We start from the raw sequence: 18,697 nt of genomic DNA, 5'->3' as shown, positions 1-18,697 counted from the left end.
AAAACAACTTAGTGATACTTTTTGAATAATACTTAAAATCAGCGCCCCTTAATGGCGCGCTGATTTATTAAGAGTGACTTTAAAAGCGGACTTTAACGCCAGCAGATAGCTCACTTACATCGTTTTTTGACACTTTATAGTAGCTATACTTGAGTAGTAACTCGGTATTTTTATAAATCGAATACCCAACTGAACCACCCGCATAAAGCTTGGTCGTATGCTTTTTAGACTCTAGCGTTGCACCATTGGTTATATCACTTTGTATTTTATATTGATGGCGATAAGCCCCCAAAAACAACTTAGTACTAAATGATTCAGCAGGCATAAATAAATAACCGACTTCCGTGGCAACACCTTTTGGTAAGATTGGAGCATAACGCGCGTAGTCATTATGAAGGTCATTTGGTGTTGTTGTATCCGCTGTTAATTCAACACGTCCTTGCCCTAAATCAATATACCGTATTGCAACTTCCCAATTAGGAGCTAGCTCATAGTAAGCGCCCACAGACCAACTAGTATCTTTATCATCAACTGAAATGGTCTTAACATCACTGCCCGTTATTGCCAAAGAATGCTTAGCTTTAGCTTGACCTACAGTTCCCTCAAAAGACCATGCTTCAGCGAGTGCACTGCCACTTATTAAGCAACTTGTAGTAATTATCGCAAAACTTGGAAACAATGACTTTCGACGGCTAAATACCAACATTGAAATCAGCAACAACCCAACGCCTCCCATACTTCCTCCCGATGACTTATTACTAATAGAAACTGATTTTACTGCACTAACGGTAATTTCAACTTGTGCCGAAGATTTAGCTCCTTTACTGTCTTTAATAGTATAGTCGACAGTATCAACACCTTCAAAACCTACCTTTGGCATGTATTGTAAAGTGCCATTAATATTAATTGATACAGTGCCATAAGTTGCCGCTGCACTAATAATAAATAATTCATCCATATCAATATCAGTATCATTACCAAGTACATCAATTTCTATTGATACGCGATCGGTGGTACTAGCTGTATCAAATATTGCTGTTGGTGCATTATTTTCCACTAAGTTAACCTTAGCATTATTGTTAGATGTTCCTCCTTGTCCATCAGTAATGCTGTATTCAATGGTCGCAATACCGATAAATGATGTAGGCGGAGTATAAAGTATCTGATTATCAATAATACTCACTTGCCCAAAATCAACCGTCGCACCCGTCAGTGTTAATGCATCTCCATCTATGTCTGTGTCATTTTCTAGCACATCAATAGTAATAGATTCACCTGCACCTATCGTTACTTCATCTTGATTTGCTTGTGGTAATTGATTCGTTGTACGCACAACAGCAACACCGCCAGGATCTACAATAGAGCCATTTGCTTTTCCATCATCATCATTTGGACCACCGTCAACAATTTGTAGTTGCACACACCATGCGCCTTCCGCTAGGCCTTGCGTCCATTCACTACTTCTTGGTGGTGGGCAATAACCTGGTTCACCCGCAGCAGATAATATTTGGTCATGTGCTGTAGATACAAAATCAACCCATTGGCCTTCTTTAAACTTCCTATAAGTGGAATTTTGTGAGATTGGCTTTCTTTGTGGAAATACAATACTGTAGGTATCTCCAGGGTTTGGAAGCCCTGTCGCAATAAAGTCAAATACTCCACCAATATTTAATGCGTTAGCGTCGGCTGGTAATTCACTCTCTAATAATTGAACTCCTCCTGTCACATTTTGTACAACAGTCACGCCCTTTCTAACACAGACACCTGGCTCGCCTTCAACTAAAAACTTGTCACTGTCTTTGACTTGACCTTGTACCACATTACATTGACTAATAGCATCTAGGTAATCTGGTATGCCGTCATTATCAGTATCAGTAAAGCCTTCTTGATCATCCGGTATTAGATCGCCATCAGAATCACCCGAATCGAGGGTATCAAGAGACTGTACTACTTCAACATAGATTTCTTTTGTTGTTGATAAGTTTGGTTCACCGTCATCTTCAGCCGTCACTGACACTTTATAAATACCCGGAGCAAGTGATTGCGTTGAAAAAACAAATTCCCCCTCATTTGTACTGGTATTAGTTAACTGATCATCTTGTGATAGCCAATTTAGTGTTACGTTATCACTTGGGTTTATATCCTCTGCGACCCCAGTAATAGTGACTAACTCCTCGCCTATCGCGACAAGCGATCTAGCTTCCTCATTTTGCTTAATCGATGTAGAGATTGTAGGTGCTACATTATCTTCAACAATCGTAATATTAACCGTTGATCTCGCACCCAGATTTAACGTATTCGCTAATGAAACAATAATTGTTTCGTTGCCTTCAATTTCTGAGTCAGCAAAAACAGTAAAGCTTACTTGCCCCTGGACGCCGCTTTCAATAACTAATTCACTTGATGTTAAATCGTGATCAGCACTGTTGGCTGTACCTGAAACAGTATAAGGGATTGTTACAGGATAGGTCGGTGACTCACCATTTAAAAATACATTAAAGTGATATGTTTGATCCTCTGCTACTTGGCTATCTTTACTTAAAGAAATAAGCGGATTAACATTAATGCTCTGTGTAGCAATTGCTTCAAGCCCATTACTGTCAAAAGCCTGCCAATACACCAAATGACTTCCAGGAGTAAACAGTGACGTTGAATCAACGAGTGATACTGCTAATCGGTTACCTTGATTGTCAGTAGCAAGCGGTACACCTAAATCCACCTTAGTGAACAATCCTTTAGCATTAATATCCAAATCAACCGGTGTTTCAATCGTTGGCACATCATCTGTTTGTTTATTCAACGTTAATTTAGCAGTCGTTCTACTTCTTGCTTTATCTGGATCTTCAATCAGGTAACTAATCTGAATAATCCCTTGTGTACTCGCTTGCGATTTATATGCAATCACACCATTTTCAATTGTTACACTCCCCACGCTCGCGCTTGCACCGATAATACTCAATGGTTGTTCATCAGCATCGGTATCATTGGCTAATACATCCAATAAATACGTGTTTTCCTCATTTATATCTAATGAGAATACATCAGGATTTGCAACCGGTCTGTCATTCACTGAAATAACATTCAAGCTTACAGTAGCGATTGCAGATTGTTCTGTACCATCGCTTACAATGTACGTAAAACTGTCAATACCAAAGTAATTCGCATTTGGTGAGTACGTAAACACATTGCCTTGCTTACTTAAAGTACCAAATTGAGGCTGCGATATGGCTGTTAGCGTAAGTATATCGTCATCAAGATCTGAGACATCTGGAGCAAAAGTAATGGAAGCGTCTTCAAGAACATCTAACATCATACTTTGCGACACTGGGGCTTTATTTGTGTTATTTACTGTTACTGTAAATGCAGGTAAGCGTGCTTCAAGTTGTCCGTCAGTTACTGCAATAACAATATTAGTAAATTGACCTGCATTTTCTCTTACTGGTGTGCCACTAAGTTGCCCTGTTGCGCTATTAAAGCTAGCCCAACTTGGCTTATTACTGATACTGAAGGTTAATGCATCCCCATCCATATCTTGTGCACTTGGTGTAAAGCTGTACGACTCTTCTTCATTAACCTGTGCTGTCGGCGTACCCGTGATTGTTGGTGCGTCATTAGTATTAATAACCGTAATATTAAATGGCGCTAAACTTTGAGTCACTGTTGCATCATTAACACTTATAACGATGTTACTGTAGCTACCTACCTGCGCATTTAGTGGCGTACCACTTAATTTTCCGGTTTCGCTATTAAAGCTCGCCCAACTAGGTTTATTACTAATACTAAATGTCAGCGTATCATTATCCGTATCGCTTGCTATCGGGATAAATAAATACTCACTGTCTTCGTTCACTGATGCCGCAGGTATCCCACTTATCAACGGTGCATCATTAACATTGTCGACCGTAATCGAAATACGTGCAAACTCTGAATCAAGCTCACCATCATTAGCCACAATGCTCACAGAGTCACTGCCATTAAAGTTACTGTTTGGTGTATAAATAAGTATGTTACCGGTTAAGGTCGTACTGCCATTAGCAGGCTCAGTTACCACTCGATAGCTTAGAGACTGCTCTTCAATATCATTACCCGATAGAGTAACCGTTAGCGCTGTATCTTCATTTGTTGAAAGTACTTGCCCAGCGACCGTAGGTGCATCATTAATTGCATTGATAATTAACGATACAGTGACTTCATCAGAATCAATTTCACCATCGTTGGCCACAAACGTAAAGCTGTCTGTACCATTAATGTTTTCATTCGTCGTATAAAGCCAACTATCGTTACTTTGCTGTACCAAAGTTCCTTTGCTTGGCGCATTGACTATCCGGTAACTTAACGTGTCTTGATCTATATCTGTTGCAACTAACGTCAGTAGTATTGAGCCATCTTCATCCAGTGATTGCGATTGCGCAACGGCAATTGGTTTATCATTCACGGGAGCGACACTCATAGTCACTGTCGCTATATTTGATACAGCTGCGTTGCTATCTTCAACCGTATAGGTAAAGCTATCATCGCCAAAAAAGTTCGCTTGAGGCGTGTAAACAATTGCACCAGTTACTGATACGCTCACGGATCCATTTGCAGGGTTAGTAACAATCGTTACAGAGCTCGCGTTAAGGCTATCACCAATATCAACATCACTATCATTACCCAGAACATTGACCTCAAACTGCCCTTCTTCTTGTAACTGTGCAGTGTTATCAACGGCAACTGGGGCATCATTTATCGCCGTAATACTCAGTGTAACTGTGGCTGGTAGCGAAGTAAGTCCTTCACTGTCAGTAACGGTGTAAGTAAAACTGTGAACCCCATTTATATTTGCTTTAGGGGTAATTGCTAAACTACCATCAAGGTTCACGCTTACGCTGGCAAAATCATATTCACCTGCACCATCGCCTTTATTTTCTAACAGCACATTTGCGCCATTAAAACCTTGGTCTTCTACATCTGAATCATTCGCTAAAATAGCCACACTGGTTGCAGTATCTTCATCGGTCGTCACTGCATCATTAACGACAACCGGACGGTCATTCACCGCACCTATATTTACCGTGACAGAGGCTGTATTTGATGCCAAACCATTGCTGTCGGCTATCGTATAAGTAAATGTATCGCTTCCGTTTTCATTGCCTGTAGGTGTATAAATTAAAGTACCGTCATTTTGATCAACACTCACTGACCCTTTGGATGGTTGTGCTACAACACTAATATCACCCGTTGGAATAGTATCTTCTATATCGGTAGCGTTGCTTCTAATTGAAAGTGCAGAAGTTGGTGTATCTTCATCGACCATCTCATTAAAGTTAATAGCAATCGGCGCATCATTCACTGGGGTTATAGTAATCGATGCAGTCGCTTTTTCAGATATTAAACCCGTGCTGTCTTTTACTGTATATGTAAATGAATCTGTACCAGATACATTACTCAATGGTGTATAAGTTACGATTCCATTTGCAATACTAGCTTGCCCTTTAGTCGGTGCGTCCACTATCGCAGCAGAAGATACAACCATATTATCTTCAGCGTCACTGTCATTACTAACAACACTAAAAGTAACAGGAGTATCTTCATCAGTTGTTATAGAGTCGGCAACCACAATAGGCGCATCTTCTACTGGCGTAACGGTAAAGCTTACCGTTTGAACGGCTGACTTGTCTCCTGCGGCATCTTCTACCTGGTAGGTGAAACTATCAGACGTGCTTTCACTGCCATCATGTTGATAACTAAAGCTACCGTCGCTATTAAGCGTAACCGTACCCGATGACGGGTTTGTCACTTTCACTGCAGTGAAAGTATCACCGCTATCAAGGTCATCATCAGTGGCATTGCTTAATACACCATTAACAGGGATGGCTGCAAATAATGCCCCTTCATCTAAACTAAATGCAAAGTTTTGACCTACAGGCGCATCATTGGTATTTTTTACTTCAATATCAAATATCATCGCTGCGCTATCTTCAGTACCATCGGATACCTTTATATTGACATTCGCTGAGGTACCTACATCTTGATCGGTGGGTGTTCCTGACAGTAAACCTGTGGCCGTATCAAATGTTGCCCAACTTGGCTTATTAGTAATACTAAACGTATGTATGTCGCTTGTATCCGGATCCGTGAGCGTTGCGGTAAAGCTGTATTGAGAATCTTCATCTATTGTCGCCAATGGCGTACCTGATAGTACCGGTTTAATGTTGTAGCTTTTAACAATTGTTGCCGTTACATCGCTGGCTTCATTCCCAGCGGTATCTGATACTGTCACCGAAAGTGTAAGTGTACCTTCATTTAAAGTGGTTACATTAACACCCGTAACCTGAGCTGAAGCTCCCGTTATTGCTCTAGAATTACCTATAATTTCATTAGAGCCATCAGTCACTTTGTAAGTAAATGAACCGCTGCTTTCAAGCCCATTTAGAGTAAAACCTAACGCGGCTTCATTATCTCGAGTAATCGTATCTTGAGTTATTAAAACGCTGTGCCCTGTCGGTGCAATATTATCAGTCACCGTTACTGTGAATGATTTTTTAAACGATGACGAAGCATCATCCGCTTGCACACATACTATGTAGGTGCCTGCTGAAATGGCGGCTTGAGTTTCTAGCACGCTCCCATTAATTTGAAAGCTACTGTTACCACTATTTGATGAACACGAACCACTGGCTGATGAACTAGGAGCTACCAATGTATAAGTATGCGTACTATCATCAAGATCCGTTGTACTTAAAGTCCCAACATCAGCGCCCAAAGACACTAAAGATTGATTAATGTTTGTTGCCGATAAAGTAATGTCTGTTGGATCATCATTTACACCCACTACTTTAACCGTAGAAGAACCAAAACTACCTGTAGATCTATCAACACCACCATTAGATGTACCACCGCTATCTTTTATAGACGTTAGCGTTACAACTCTATCTCCTTCTGTCGGTGATTCACTCGTATTTTTATAAGCTAAGAAAGGAACATAGTTCTGCCATACGGCCGCAGTGTCTGAGGCGACAATCGTTACCGTTGCCTTTGAACCGCTAAGAGTGACAACATAACTAAAATTAACTGACCCCGAATATGTACCGGATGCATTATTTTCTAGCCTAATAACATCAGTGCCAAATTGAAGGAACTCATTGCCAATATCTTTTACATTACTTACCGTCAGTAATATTTGCTCAATATTTTGTCCGCTTTCAATAGCATTAATAGAGGCTGAAGAGAAAATACCAACTTGTGAGCCATTTTCTGTAAATGTTGGATTAGCCCCGACTGCTGATACAGTAGGCGCATCGTTAACCGAGGTAATTGTAACTGATGCCTGATTAGTACCTGTACTATCTACGACACCATCATTAAAGGTATAGTCAAGCACAGTTGCATTTAGAGGAATATCTGAGTTATTGGCGTAGGTAATTGCTTGCGCAACAGAGTCTACAATTGCAGAAGTAGCATTGCTATTAAATGTTAGCGTTAAAGTACCTGCCGAGTTTGTGGTAACAGTCCCTACATTATTACCGTTATAACTAAATGTATTACCTTCAGTTAACGTCCCTAATAGCCCCGAATGACCAAATCGATCTTCGGCACTCGCACCGCCACGTCGGCGAATAGTTAAGCTAGCATTGTTGTAATCCCCTGCGTTGCTGTTAAGTGCATCAAGTTCAGCATCTGCAATTGTCATATCGCTATCAATGCTCACAGCACTTAAACCTTCGATAAACGTAGCACCGCCATTAAGCGAGCTAAATGTAGGCGCAGAATTTGCTGAAACAAATGTAATAACGGAATCTGATCCGCTATCAGCAACCGTAAAAGCTAAATCATTGCCTGGCGCATTAGTAAGAGAAAGAGTAAGTTCAGAAATATTAAAATCAGTGGCGTTGGTATCTACTTCTAATGTACTTGTGCCATTAAAACGCACGTTACTGGCTGAAAGCCCTGTGATACCAGTAATTGTAATGCGATCACCTACGGCTAAATCGGTAATTGTGTCCCCTGATAATTGTGATGAGCTACCTACAAAATTATCATTACCTGCATTGCCTGTTAGCGTATCTATACCAGCACCTGGGCGCAAAGTATCGGCGCCAGAGCCACCTTTAAGTACATCATCACCATTAAAATCTGATGAGGTCATGGTTAAAATGTCGGCGCTAAATGCACTTGCATCCAGGGTCACTGCGGCTGTAATTGCACTGCCACTAACATTAGAAAAAGACACAACGCCAGCATCAGTATTAAAATTATCGGTTAAGGTGATAGTCGTGTTGTTATTAGTGCCGATTGCCAGGTTTTCAATACCCGATACCGTGGTGCTGGAAAAATTAAAAATACCACCATCCATCAGTTTTAGTGTATCAGCGCCAGCAGAGCCTGTAATTGCAGTATTAAAATCATTAATATTATTAACATCAATTGCTACTGTTGCTGCAGAGGCTAAGCTTAATGTACCAATATTAAAGAATGAGCCAGAAGTCACGTCAGCACCGTCAGTAACACTCACCTTATCTGCAGCATTTAGCTCTGAGGTTAATGAGCCACTAAACCCAGCGCCACCAAGTGCAAAGGTCATTGCTGTATTACTAGATCTATCTATTATACTTTGAGTCGCTGAGACTATCGTAATTGTTCTACTGTTTGAAGAATCATCAAATACGTTGTAAGTTTCAACATCACTGAAAGTAGAAAAATCACCATCGCCATAAACATCAATTGTTTCAGAACCTATTGCAGATATAGTGCCTGTAAAACCGGCGTGTTGCGAACGCGTCATTGAAACCCGTGCACCACTGCTAAGTGTTAGGTTTTCAATATTGGAAACTGTTGCTCCAGTAATATCCCCCGTATTACTGATAGATAGCGTATCATTAACGCTTGCTTCACCTGTTATTGTTCCAGTAAACGTTAATCCACTGACATCAAACGTATTTGCATCGGTTGTTGATGCGCTTGTCACATTGACAGACGAAGAACCTAACGTAATTGTTCGTGTATTTGTTGAATCATCACCAACGTTAAACGTTTCAATATTGCTAAGTGTTGTAAAGTTACCATCACCCGAAACCGTAATCGTCTCAGCGCCAGACGCTGTAATAGTGCCTGTAAATGTACTCACTTGCGCTGCAGATAAAGCCACCGATGAGTTTGTTGCAAGGGTTAAGTTTTCAAAACTAGACACTGTAGCACTTGTGGTGTCGGCACCTGTTGCCATGCTTAATGTATCGGTACCACCATTTGCATTGAGTGTACCTGTAACCGTTAAACCTGCAATATTTACCGTATCATTGCCCGTGCTGCCTGTTATATTTTGTGAGCCATTTGATAAGGTAATTGTGTTTGCACTACCGAGCACATACGTTTCAATATCATTCGCAGCAATTAAACCATTAGTTGCGTCTGAAATGGTAATTTGATCTGTACCTGCGCCTGAAATTGTAGAAAACGCATCATGCTGCGCTTCTTTCATCGTGACAGATACGCCGCCGCTCAAATTAAGTGTTTCAAAGTTCGAAATCGTTGCCGCCGCTAAACTCGCGCCATTAGCTAGCGTAAGTGTATCTGTGCCATCCCCACCATCGAGAGTTCCTCGGTACGAAAAGTTGGAAATATCGACTGAATCAGCTAAATTACTGCCTGTAACAGACTGGTCTCTGTCTACAAGCGTTAATGAAACTGGTGTATTTAAAACGTATGTTGCGATGGTGCTATTTGCCGTTAAATTTGCATCGCCCCCACTGCCTGCTGTAATCGTAAAGACAGGAGCCCCGCTCCCCGAAATCGTTGTAAATTGCTCATGCTGCGCTTCACTTAACGTTAAAGTGACGCTGCTAGGCACTGATAATGTTTCAAAGCCTGTTAATGTAGTAAAAGCCGTTAAATCGGATCCAGTCGGAACGTGAATGGTATCTGTACCAGTACCACCGTCAGCCACTGAACCTGTAATATGTGATGGATTACTTATCGTTAATGTTTCGTTATCACTACTAAACGTAATTGCCGGATTTAAATTTGTACCATCTAAGGTACTAAAACCCGCCGCTGTAGAACTAGCCGCTGTAAGGTTAGCCACTGAAGTTGTCGCTGTACGGCTAATACTGTTTTCAGTGCCATCATTGATAACAACTGACACTGTACGCGAAGTTGTGTTGGGTGTTGCACTGGTATTATTATACGTTATTGCTTGTAAAAAGGTCGTCACTTCAGCAACGGTTGCAGATGCACCCGTTATCGAAATTGTATCTTGCAGAGTAATGTCTGAGGCACCTGATATACCACCAAGTGCATTTTGCGCAGCCGCTGAAGCATTAAGCCCTTCTGAGGTGCCATCTTGATCGTTTGTTAATGCAACGGTTATTGTTGTTATTGTATCGCCATCACTATCAGCGGCACTAGCATCGGGCGCAATATTTACAGCACCACTGCCTTCAGAAAACGCCGAAAAACTCCCTGTACCTGGAGTCATTGTGCCATTTAAATCAACAACAGGCGCTGAGTTTGTAGAAGTACCTGTGGCACTCAAAGACACATTATACATACTCTCATTTGCATCAGTGTTGCTAATTCTTAAATTACCTGATATCCCACCAACCGTTGTCGTTTGTACAGTAACAAGTATCGTACATTGCATACCTGAGCTTAATGTTTGACCATTCGTAGCACATGTACCGCCTGTAATTGAAAAGTCGCTACTACCACTTGTTATAGAAACAGCCGTAGTCGTTAAATTACCAGTGCCTTCATTTTTTACCGTAAAGGTTTTTGTTGTAGTTGCTACTCCATCTGCTGCTACACTGCCAAAATCTTCACTTACAGTTGTCGCTCCACTTTCTTCAACATCTATTTCTGGAGATGACCCACAAGCACCAACACTGCCACCTCTCAAGGTACAGCTAGAAGAACTTACAGTGGTACATGCTCCGCCAGGTAGTGTACAGTTTGCACTTGCAAACACCTTTCTTATTAGTAAGTCACTTTTTACCTGTGTATTATCGCCCGTAACAATACTTACTTTTTGTTCATTAGTTTCGAGTAACCCCTGCTCTTTTAAAAAGTTTAATGTATTATTTATATCTGAGTTTACTAAGTGTGATTGTGCTTTTTCCCCTCGACTAAATGCCGAAAAGGGATTTTTTGACTCTACATCAACAACTATTTCACCCTCTGTTTCTAATGCTGATTTTTTTGAAAATTGTTTTAAATCTACAGCTTCAGTTACTGTTTCTGCATAAGCTCCGCTAGCAATTACGGCAGAGATTGCAACGCCTAAAAAAGTTTTATTTAAGCTCAAATGTTTCATAATACTTACCCTCGACAAAATTCAAAAATATGGCTAGACAACGCGTCTGAGCTTTGAAATAGCTCTGGCTTTATGCTATTCGGTACAACCGCAATATCGTAAATTTGCTTTACTTCACCCGAAAAAGTTAAATTACCAATCACCTCACCTGTATTTACATTCACTAACCATATTGCGCACACACTTTTCCCATCCAATAATCTTGGGTTTGCTTTAAAGCGAATATGCTCTTCTGACTTACGTAATGTACTCGTACCGACAAGCATCAAGTCACCAAAAAACGTCATCCCTCTTGTAAAGCCTTGCAACTCACATAAAACTCGACTAGTACCTAATTTTGGATCGTAGACATGAATATCGCCATCTCCAGATGCACAATAATACACTTTACCTGCGTGGCACCTTGGCGAATGCGGCATTGAGATACCTGATTTGATGACCTTATTTTCAACGACATCAATAAGTACCCCTTTCTCTCCTAGTTCTTCACGCCAGCCCTCCGCTGTATCGGATTCACTAAAGGCCGTAGCATAACGAGGCACACCATCTAACAACGCCATACCATTTAAATGGCATCTATTTTCTGGTTTCAGATCTGAAATAAACGACGGCACCCAAGCAGCGATAAAACTATGGTCAGGGCTTAACTTACTTAAACAAGAGAACATCGAGTTAACTACCCACAAGCCATCATTACCCCAACAAATATCATGGATGTTAATCATACCGGTTGATAACGTCGCTCTTTCAATAAACAAACTGTCGGCTGCCTTTACACTTTGGACTTGTTCATCCCACTCTTCACGAAATTTGGCTATATCTCGCAGTTCATTATCTTGTAATTTTTTTGGTAACTCTTCATAACTATCAAGGTCGCCATTAATGACATCTGCATAACCATTTGGTGTTCTTTGAAAGTCGATTACTTGATTTAGTGTTCCAAGCGTGATCCTATTTTCGTCAGCATAAAGCCCCATAGGTCTTGGAAATGCTTTTAATTTTGTTTCTAGATTGCCATTATTAGAGCGCACTAAAATGACACGTTGTGATTGATAACTTGTCACAATCAACGATATCCCCAACTGAGCCAATATTTTGGGGAAATTGTCACTATGCGTGCTGCTAAAATCTAACTGTTCCGTTTCAGAACTCATTAATCTCACTACCTTCTAATCTAGCCAAAATTACACTCTTTATATTATTTTTTCTTAATTTTATGAGCTGCATAAATATTTTCAACCATTGTTAATTTTGTTAACGGGTGTTCAACTCCGCATGCTTTTAGCTGTGCCACGATACCTGAAACAATAGCGGCAGATGACGAGGTCCCGCCGAAATTTGCATACCCGTTCCGTGACGTTGATGCAACTGAAGAAGGAGCATAATAATCAACACATTGTCCATAATTAGAAAACGGTGCAATCCCTCCATTTTTATTTATTGACCCTACCACAACCACTGAACCTAATGCAGACAACTGATTAATTTCACAGGCTTCTTTACCAGAATTTCCCGCAGAAACAACAATAATAGGTACATTTGATGCTGAAGCTACATCCTCAATAACCAGTGACGTAATACTAGATAAAAACGGTAAAACCCAACTACAATTGATAACATCCGCTTTCATCAACTTAGCGACCTGAAATGCCAATATTAAAGAAGATGACCATGTCGAAACCTGCCTTATAGCAATTATTTCACTGGTCGGTGCAAAGCCGTCAACCCCTACATTATCTTGCTTTGCCGCGATAACTCCAACAACGCGTGTACCATGGTAATCAATTGGATTTTTAGCACTGGCTGCTAATGTTTGTTTATCAGGGTCATATTCGAACAATACTGTTAAATCATCAAACTCTGGGTGAGTAAAGTCAAAGCCATCATCAATAATTGCAACCCGAACGGTATTCTTTGGTTTATCGCACAAAGGGGCATTTTGTGGTGTAAGTGTATTGCTAGTCGGTACTCTTGTACCTGAAGTGATTAACTTTGTAACAGGTGCGATATCAGGTTCGATTTCTAACACATCTTGATGTTTGCTTAACGCTAAATAAACATCAAAAAAATATTCGGTTCTAGGTGTTACCCAATAAACCAATCTATTTCCTATACTAGCGATTACTTGAACTTGTTTTATTTCATCATGTAGCTGTGAAATTTCATCTACTGATAGCAAAGAGAGTATTATTATTTTTTTGTTAAATGCGTACTTTATACCTCTATCATCAATCAAAAAATCACTGTCATACTTGGCAAATACAACACTACCTTTAGAGCTTTTAAATTGCAGCTTGTCTAAATTCGCCTGAGCAGATACATCTTTTGCAAATAAGCACACAGCTATAATTAAACAACTGAAAACAATATGCCAATTAAGGTATTTCAACATAAGTAAATTACAACCAACAGAGCTCTTTCAAACAACATATAACTTATTCCCTGCACAAACATAATCGTTTTTTCATCATATGTAGAATACAGATTGCAAACTAAAACCTGTATTCTCATACATCAATTTCTTGGTGGATAAATCCCGTCCAGCGCAATACAAAAGTTTAGCGCTAAGCTAGGTTGCATATTCTCATGTGGCTGCCCAGCACCAGCGGTAGCAAAACTTGAGTCATCCATTAAGCCTATATCACTATCAAGGGGTGCGGTATATCTCAGTGTGCCGCCTGTTGCCCCAGTGTCAATTGACAGCTTATTGTTAGTTGGCTCTGCGGTGTCACCTGACTGACGTACTCCTGAAATACTGTGTGTGTGCTCAGGTAGCTGAGATGCGACCAATGTCTCTTGAGTTGACCCGCCAAAATAAGAGAATGGACGCAAAGATAGGCCAGGGGCTTGCCCTGCATGCATAGGTGCACGGCCTGCTAAATCGGGAAGGCCAAATGTTGCTCTACCATCACCTCCAAAATTAGTCCCTAATAAACTAAAGACTGCTGACATCTGTCCAATGCTTACAATTTGGCCATTACAAATTGACCAATATCGAGGACTGAACGTTGTGCCAAAAATACGAATTTCTCCAATAAATGAGTCTGCCATCTCTTATTCTCCTCTAGTTTCTTGATGGAAAAATGCCTTGGAGGCAAATAACAAAGTGAATGGCCAGATAAGGCATCATATTATTATGCGACGCATTACCTCCGGCAGTTCTAACAGCTGACTCGCTCATTTTTTGTACTTCACCTGTTACTGCTCCATTTAAGTACGCCAATTCACTTTGAGGGCTTTTTGCAAGCACATTACTAATCGCAGTAGATGCGTTTGCACTGTTCTTGCTTGCCTGTAAGCTATGAGTATGCGAAGGGATTTGACTCGTTTGTAAGGTAACGTCCTCTACACCCACTTTAGCTGTGAGTGGATAGTTTTGTAAGCCCGGCCCTTGACCAAAATGAACGGGGATACGCCCTCTCATATCAGGTAGCGCAAACGATGAGCGTCCATCTCCCCCGTATTGCGCACCTATAAGCGCAAACAAAGGCTGGTTTTGATTTACCGCCATAATGGTGCCATTACACATTGCCCATTTCCGCGGTGCAAAGGTCGTGGCCATCATTTTTATTTCACCAATAAATGATTCAGACATGCTTTCTCCTTATTAATTTCTTGCTGGGAAAATACCGTCAAGCGCAATACAAAAATTCAGTGCTAACAAAGGCTGAATATTAGTGTGCGACTGACCACCACCCGCGCTAGAAACAACGTCTTGCGCCAGCCCAGTCAGATTTACCGCTGAGTTATACGTAAATGGTTCAGTAGCAGTACCTTTGAGATCTTTAGAACTTGCAAACACTCTATCTGTAAAAGCTGGGATACTTACTGCCTCGGTACTGGTCGCTTGCACACTGTGAGAATGGCCAGCCATTTCAGCGACACTGATCGTGACATTTTCCACGCCATACTGATCACCTGCCGTGAATAGTCTACTTGGCTCACTTTTCATAATTCCTTGCCCGATTGGCGTTCGCCCTCGTAGGTCCGGTAATTTAAAATTACTCACCCCATTACCACCAAACTGGGTGCCTAGTAATGCAAATAAAGCGGCATTTTGGGTAGCCTGTATCTCTTGCCCATTGCAAAATGCCCAATTTTCAGGCGCAAAATTAAACGCAAAAGGCCGTATTTCTGACGTAAACGGATCAGCCATATAAATCTCCTTACTCACTTTTTTAAACGGATAATTTACTTAATTAATTGACTTAACACGCCAACTATCTCTTTTGAGCAATGTGTATCTCATACTCAGTTTCACTATTTGGCGATAAAAACAATTCAGCTTCACCAAAGGCCTCATTCTCGAGCTTATAGGTACCTTGGCTTAGAGGCTCATTGGCCTTGCCGTTTAACAACACACTAAATGCATTCCATTCGTCACCATCAAGTTTTGATTTTGTAACCGATGAAACTTCTAACTCTACTTCACCATTTTGGCCTACAACTTTGACAACTGACCCTTGTGCACTTTCAACATTTTCAAACGTAAATTTTTCCATATTAAACCCCTATGCTTACTTTTACTTAGTTACACACCGCTCATTAATTTCACTGGGTGCGGGTACCACGCCATAAACTCATATGGCGGGCTAATTGATTCAACTTGAAACCCTAAACGCGCATACAACTGCTTAGCAGCAAAATTACGCTGCTCAACGGTCAATGTTAAAGGTGCACCAGATTGAAGTGCAGCACTTTGAAACGATTGGATTATCGCTGAGCCAAAACCATGCCCTCTCGCACTTGGTAAAAAGCCAATATCGACGATTCGAATTTCATTTGGGCCAAAATCAATTGTTGCTTTACCTATCGCCTCATGATGCTTTTCTATAATGAAGTACATTGCATTGGGGAACTTATCTCCATACCCTTGGGTTTGTGCTTTAAACTGCATTTCTACAATTGACTCTACAAAATCTTTCTCACCGTCAATTAACTGTAAATCTTGTCGCATTGAACTATGCAGTTTTTCTAAAAATGGTTTATCTGCTGCATTTGACGGTCTTATGTTTAGGCCTTTTGGGATATTAAGCTTCATCATCTATTTATCTCCTTAGCTTGATTTGTACAGCAATATTCTTTGTTTTTAGATTCTATGATTAAACTCAATAGCCACTCATTGACATTGCAATCTATTACAAGGTTGATTCTTGGTGTATCGCCGTTATTTACTACAGAATGTTCTGCATCGGCATTTATATACCAACAGCTGTTCTGACTCATTGGAACTTCTAAACAATCTACTAAAAACTCAACATGTTCGGATGCCTCTAGAGAAATGTGAATACGTGCTTGAGCAGATAGGTCAATACTCAATCCAAGGTCTCGATGGGGTTTAATCAAAGAGTTAGGGGAAAGACGCATAAGCCGTGCAGATAAAATATCACATTTAAATTGTGACAATAATTCACGAACATAAGGTAAATATTGAAGGTGGTCGCCATCGATAAAATCTGAGCTAGGTTCAATTGCGAAAGATTGCAGAATCACATGTTTATCAGCGTGCTCTACAGGGACTCTTAAAGGCAATACATCCCAACTGCCCTGATAACATTGAGTGTTAACATGTTCAACCCATTCCAATTTTTTTGCTACAACTAAATCGTCTGCCATATTTTTTATATTATAAAATATATCAAGCTGGGCAAACAAAATGACTGGAGAGGTTATATTTTCATCGGCATTAACAACTTCAGAAATAAATATGTCATCATTCATTATTTATTTCTTCCCAAACAAAGAGAATGAACAAGTATTTAATCTTAAAAAAAGTGTGTACAGGGTGGGTATGAAATCGATTTCTGTATTTATATTGTTGCCGTATGTTGATCTATTTTCACTTGCTATAACGGCTCTAGCACATGACTCTAATTGCATTTTAAATAAAGGCTTTAAATGATTGATTTTTGGTTTTGTACGCCGTGAGCACGGCGTAAGCTGTAGACTATGTTTTTTCATACTTAAACATTCCTTTGAGCTTTTATTACAATATAAAATTATGTCATTAATTAACACTAGATTCAGACAACATAATAGTCCATAAGGTATAGAACGCAACTTTTATGGCTATATTTCTTTAAAAATCAATGTCTTGTGGTAAAAGCCTAAAGCCAATCAATTTATTTTTAACAAACTACCTATAAGTTTGGCACAAGTTAAAGATAAAAAATATTACACTCTATTACACTGCATTATTTATTACTCATAGCGAGTCTTTAGCTACTTATTTTTAATGGCGTCATGTTTATATATTGTACAATACGAGGCCTACTTCCCTTATTTGGACAGCTACCGTGAGGTAATGTATTTCGCCAAACAATTAAGCTACCTGCTTTTGCCGCTAATGGAGTGCTGTTGCATTTATCGAAATTAAAAGAGTGTGGATTAGTATTTTTAGGTAGGTTAGCTAGCCAGTCATCTATTTTTTTATGAAAGCCAGGTACACAACTAAACGCACCTTGCTCAGCGGCAACGTCAGTAAGGTACAGTAACCCTTGCGTTGCAAAGGTGAGTGGTTTATTAAAGTCTATATCCCAGTGAAGATTTGGCCCAGGAAACTGCCAACTTTCTGTCTGCGGTGGATTAAAACTAACCCTATCAGTGCTTACTATTAAGTTTTTTCTCCCCCAAAGTTGCTCAAAAACATCTCGAACTTGAGGAAGAGAACGTATAACTTGCATGGTTATATCATTAAATATTTGTACCATAACCCCCTGTTTAAGCGCATGACAGCTATACCATGAAGCGGGGTTGTTTTTATCCATTTTCAAACGTTCATAAAGCATATTACAAACGTCTTCACATAATTTTTTTGACACCAACTCTGGAATAATAACATAACCATTATCATCCCAGCTTTGCCAATGCACTGGCGTTAAAATATAGTGACGAGGCGTCTCTACTAATACTGTTTCATTTTTTATGTCTGTTTTCTCAAAAAATGAAACAATGTTTTTATTAAGCTGATTTATTTTTGCGTTTGAAATAGCTCTACCATGCGTTTTTTTTACCCAACTTTCAAATTCGAAAAAACTATCACTCGCAAAAATAGACTCTATAGTCGGTGTGAGCCCTAAGCCTAAAGTGTCCATAATCATGACATCAAGCGACCATTCATCTTCTATTATTTTTTTATCCGCACAGCCTTTTTTTTGTAACTGTACTTTGTGCCACATTCGCTTTAATTGAAATAGACCTAAGCGCCCAGTTTCTTTATAACAAGGAAGTGTACTCTGCGTTATTGTGTGCGGAGGTGGCACTTTTACTATCAACTCATTTTGCATAATAACTCCTTTTCCTTACCTGATTTTAGGCAAGTAAAACTCCTTAAATTGATTTATTAACACAATCTAAACTTTATTAGAATAGAGTGCTATATTATTGCGAGCAACGATTTTTTTAGCTAAA

Annotated in this window: 10 protein-coding genes; all 10 read right to left on the bottom strand. The window is 40.0% G+C overall.

Annotation, left to right across the window (positions count from 1 at the left end):
* Nucleotides 1-79 precede the first annotated feature (79 nt).
* On the bottom strand, nucleotides 80-11,287 hold the full coding sequence (locus D172_RS05785; protein ID WP_007377733.1) for a tandem-95 repeat protein: 11,208 nt from the start codon (nucleotides 11,285-11,287) through the stop codon (nucleotides 80-82).
* A gap of 5 nt (nucleotides 11,288-11,292) precedes the next feature.
* A complete protein-coding gene (locus D172_RS05780) occupies nucleotides 11,293-12,441 on the bottom strand; it encodes a TIGR03032 family protein (protein ID WP_081824529.1) in 1,149 nt (382 codons plus the stop codon).
* A gap of 44 nt (nucleotides 12,442-12,485) precedes the next feature.
* Nucleotides 12,486-13,679 (bottom strand): S8 family peptidase, encoded by a 1,194-nt coding sequence (locus tag D172_RS05775; protein ID WP_007377731.1) that lies wholly within the window; start codon nucleotides 13,677-13,679, stop codon nucleotides 12,486-12,488.
* Nucleotides 13,680-13,801: 122 nt separating this feature from the next.
* The gene (locus D172_RS05770; protein WP_007377730.1) at nucleotides 13,802-14,338 is read right to left on the bottom strand and encodes a phage tail protein; all 537 of its coding nucleotides are present in this window, start codon (nucleotides 14,336-14,338) and stop codon (nucleotides 13,802-13,804) included.
* Nucleotides 14,339-14,351: 13 nt separating this feature from the next.
* Nucleotides 14,352-14,882, bottom strand: coding sequence for a phage tail protein (locus tag D172_RS05765; RefSeq protein ID WP_007377729.1), 531 nt, complete (start codon nucleotides 14,880-14,882; stop codon nucleotides 14,352-14,354).
* Nucleotides 14,883-14,894: 12 nt separating this feature from the next.
* On the bottom strand, nucleotides 14,895-15,443 hold the full coding sequence (locus D172_RS05760) for a phage tail protein (protein ID WP_007377728.1): 549 nt from the start codon (nucleotides 15,441-15,443) through the stop codon (nucleotides 14,895-14,897).
* Nucleotides 15,444-15,507: 64 nt separating this feature from the next.
* Nucleotides 15,508-15,789 (bottom strand): DUF6916 family protein, encoded by a 282-nt coding sequence (locus tag D172_RS05755; RefSeq protein ID WP_007377727.1) that lies wholly within the window; start codon nucleotides 15,787-15,789, stop codon nucleotides 15,508-15,510.
* A gap of 29 nt (nucleotides 15,790-15,818) precedes the next feature.
* Nucleotides 15,819-16,331: a GNAT family N-acetyltransferase gene (locus D172_RS05750; RefSeq protein WP_007377726.1), complete on the bottom strand. Its 513-nt coding sequence runs from the start codon at nucleotides 16,329-16,331 to the stop codon at nucleotides 15,819-15,821.
* Entirely contained in the window at nucleotides 16,328-17,008 is a 681-nt protein-coding gene (locus tag D172_RS05745; protein WP_007377725.1) for an aspartyl/asparaginyl beta-hydroxylase domain-containing protein, read from the bottom strand. The genes D172_RS05750 and D172_RS05745 overlap by 4 nt, the downstream gene beginning before the upstream one ends.
* Before the next feature lie 497 nt (nucleotides 17,009-17,505).
* A complete protein-coding gene (locus D172_RS05740; RefSeq protein ID WP_007377724.1) occupies nucleotides 17,506-18,573 on the bottom strand; it encodes a phytanoyl-CoA dioxygenase family protein in 1,068 nt (355 codons plus the stop codon).
* Nucleotides 18,574-18,697 lie beyond the last annotated feature (124 nt).

It is taken from the genome of Pseudoalteromonas sp. Bsw20308 (assembly GCF_000310105.2).
Taxonomy (GTDB): domain Bacteria; phylum Pseudomonadota; class Gammaproteobacteria; order Enterobacterales; family Alteromonadaceae; genus Pseudoalteromonas; species Pseudoalteromonas fuliginea.
This window is presented reverse-complemented; position numbering and strand designations above follow the sequence as displayed.

Excerpts from the sequence above, each read along its gene's own strand:
- D172_RS05785 (WP_007377733.1), bottom strand. The coding sequence starts at position 11,287 with ATGAAACATTTGAGCTTAAATAAAACTTTTTTAGGCGTTGCAATCTCT.
- D172_RS05780 (WP_081824529.1), bottom strand. The coding sequence starts at position 12,441 with ATGAGTTCTGAAACGGAACAGTTAGATTTTAGCAGCACGCATAGTGAC.
- D172_RS05775 (WP_007377731.1), bottom strand. The coding sequence starts at position 13,679 with ATGTTGAAATACCTTAATTGGCATATTGTTTTCAGTTGTTTAATTATA.
- D172_RS05770 (WP_007377730.1), bottom strand. The coding sequence starts at position 14,338 with ATGGCAGACTCATTTATTGGAGAAATTCGTATTTTTGGCACAACGTTC.
- D172_RS05765 (WP_007377729.1), bottom strand. The coding sequence starts at position 14,882 with ATGTCTGAATCATTTATTGGTGAAATAAAAATGATGGCCACGACCTTT.
- D172_RS05760 (WP_007377728.1), bottom strand. The coding sequence starts at position 15,443 with ATGGCTGATCCGTTTACGTCAGAAATACGGCCTTTTGCGTTTAATTTT.
- D172_RS05755 (WP_007377727.1), bottom strand. The coding sequence starts at position 15,789 with ATGGAAAAATTTACGTTTGAAAATGTTGAAAGTGCACAAGGGTCAGTT.
- D172_RS05750 (WP_007377726.1), bottom strand. The coding sequence starts at position 16,331 with ATGATGAAGCTTAATATCCCAAAAGGCCTAAACATAAGACCGTCAAAT.
- D172_RS05745 (WP_007377725.1), bottom strand. The coding sequence starts at position 17,008 with ATGAATGATGACATATTTATTTCTGAAGTTGTTAATGCCGATGAAAAT.
- D172_RS05740 (WP_007377724.1), bottom strand. The coding sequence starts at position 18,573 with ATGCAAAATGAGTTGATAGTAAAAGTGCCACCTCCGCACACAATAACG.